The 2,202-nt window shown below is 64.8% G+C and carries 2 protein-coding genes and 1 pseudogene; all 3 read right to left on the bottom strand.

Annotated elements, in window-relative coordinates; translation table 11 throughout:
* Window positions 1–182: 182 nt before the first annotated feature.
* Window positions 183–614 (bottom strand): VOC family protein, encoded by a 432-nt coding sequence (locus VGV37_RS21395; RefSeq protein ID WP_326881793.1) that lies wholly within the window; start codon window positions 612–614, stop codon window positions 183–185.
* A 165-nt stretch (window positions 615–779) separates the two neighbouring features.
* Window positions 780–1,811 (bottom strand): annotated as a pseudogene (gene arsB, locus VGV37_RS21390) (ACR3 family arsenite efflux transporter); the annotation flags it as partial.
* Window positions 1,812–1,852: 41 nt separating this feature from the next.
* The coding region (locus tag VGV37_RS21385) for an ArsC/Spx/MgsR family protein (RefSeq protein ID WP_326881792.1) at window positions 1,853–2,202 on the bottom strand (350 nt) is incomplete at its 5' end.

Below are 2,202 nucleotides of genomic sequence, written 5' to 3'. Positions count from 1 at the left end.
AAGGTCAACATGAGTTGGCCGTTGCCGTGGCGATATCGATGCCAAGATTGAGGATGCGCAGGGCAGCGCCCTTCGCCTTCAGGGCTTCGGATTGAGCAGCTTGAAATCCGACGGCGAGGGCGGGCCGCGCTGACGACCCGCCCAACGTCAATGATGGATGGAAGAAGACCCTTGTCTAACCGTTACCGACTGCCACCGAGTGGTTCTGCCAGTCCGATGAGAAGTCCTTCGGGCCCGCGGATGTAGCAGAGCCGATACGAGTTCCCGTACTGGACCACTTCGCCGACGAGTTGCGCACCGTGCTTGCGGAGTCTGGTGAGTGTTTCGTCGAGCTCGCTTACTGTGAACATGGCACGCAGGTAGCCGCAGGCGTTCACCGGGGCGTTCCGGTGATCGGCGACCACAGGCGGGCTGAGAAAACGCGAGAGCTCCAGGCGGCTGTGGCCGTCGGGGGTGACCATCATGGCGATCTCGACGCGCTGGTTGCCCAGTCCGGTGATGCGTCCGGCCCATTCTCCTTCAACCATGGCTCGCCCCTCGAGCGTCAGGCCGAGTTCGGTGAAAAAAGCGATGCCATCATCGAGGGATTCCAACACGATGCCGACATTGTCCATGCGGAGTAGTTTACTTTTGGTCATGATTCCGGTCGTGTCCCAGGTGATGGGTAGCCGGGCGGCAGCAGAGCCGCCCACAACGCCCTGCCCCTCGGCCGCGACGCTCACGGCCGACATGGGTCGAGAATTCCGCGATTCCGGGTGTAGCCTGCCCGTTCCCGTGATCGCGCGCCGGGCTCCGGCCTCGTACCAGCCCCGGCTACCCCGCACGAACCTGACCACGGTCAGCATGACCGGGACCTCGACCAGAACGCCGACGACCGTCGCCAGTGCGGCGCCCGACTGGAAGCCGAACAATGCGATGGCCGTGGCGACGGCCAATTCGAAGAAGTTCGAAGCCCCGATCAGCGCCGACGGGCCGGCAACGCACCATTCGACGCCCAAACGGCGATTGAGCCAATAGGCGAGCCCGGCGTTGAAATAGACCTGGACCAGAATCGGCACGGCCAGCATGGCGATGACGGTCGGCTGCCGCACGATCTGCTGACCTTGCAGGCCGAATAGCAGCACCAGGGTCAGCAGCAGCGCCGAAAGCGAGAGCGGCGCCAGGGTTCGCAGAGTCCGGTCGAGCAAGGGCCCGCCGCCGCGACCGAGCAGCGCCCGCCGGGTTACCTGGGCCGCGACGACGGGCACCACGATGTACAGCAGGACCGACAGGAGCAGCGTGTTCCACGGCACGGTAATCGACGACAGGCCCAGCAGCAGGCCGACAAGCGGGGCGAAGGCGACGATCATGATCACGTCGTTGAGCGCCACCTGGCTGAGCGTGAAATGCGGTTCGCCATCGACCAGGTTCGACCAGACGAACACCATTGCCGTGCACGGTGCCGCCGCCAGCAGGATCAGTCCCGCCATGTAGCTATCGAGCTGATCTGCGGGTAGGAAGGCGCGAAAGACATGCCCGATGAACAGCCAGCCGAGCAGCGCCATCGAAAACGGCTTCACCAACCAGTTGACGCCGACCGTCGCCATGATGCCGCGCCAGTGACCGCCGACCTGGCCGAGGGCGCTGAGGTCGATTTTCAGCAGCATCGGGATAATCATGAGCCACACGAGCCCGGCGATCGGCAGATTGACCTCGGCCACGGTCGCATTGCCGATGGTGTGGAAGATGCCCGGCATGACTTGGCCCAGCACGATGCCGACGACGATGCACAGGGCGACCCAGACCGTCAGGTACCGCTCGAAGGTGCCCATCGAGGGGGCTGCCGCCGAGGATGTTCCAACAGCTGCATCGGTCATGACCGGGCGCTCCCGGCGCGCATGCCTTCCGCGTCGATAACGACCTCGCCGTTCTCCTTGGTGAAGGCGCCGCGCTGGCGCGCGCCCAGGATGTCGAGCACGACTTCCGAGGGGCGGCAGAGCCTCACACCCAAGGACGTAGCCACGATCGGCCGGTTGATCAGGATCGGGCGAGCCGTCATCGCGTCGAGCAACTGATCGTCGCTCAGCGCCGGATCATCCAGGCCCAACTCGTCGTAGGGCGTGCCCTTCCGGCGCAACAGATCGCGCACGGAGATCCCCATGCGAGCGATCAATCCGGCGAGCTCGGCCCGGCGCGGCGGCGTTTTCAGATACTCGATGACCG

This window comes from Aliidongia sp., from assembly GCF_035943795.1.
Taxonomy (GTDB): Bacteria; Pseudomonadota; Alphaproteobacteria; order ATCC43930; family CGMCC-115725; genus Aliidongia.
This window is presented reverse-complemented; position numbering and strand designations above follow the sequence as displayed.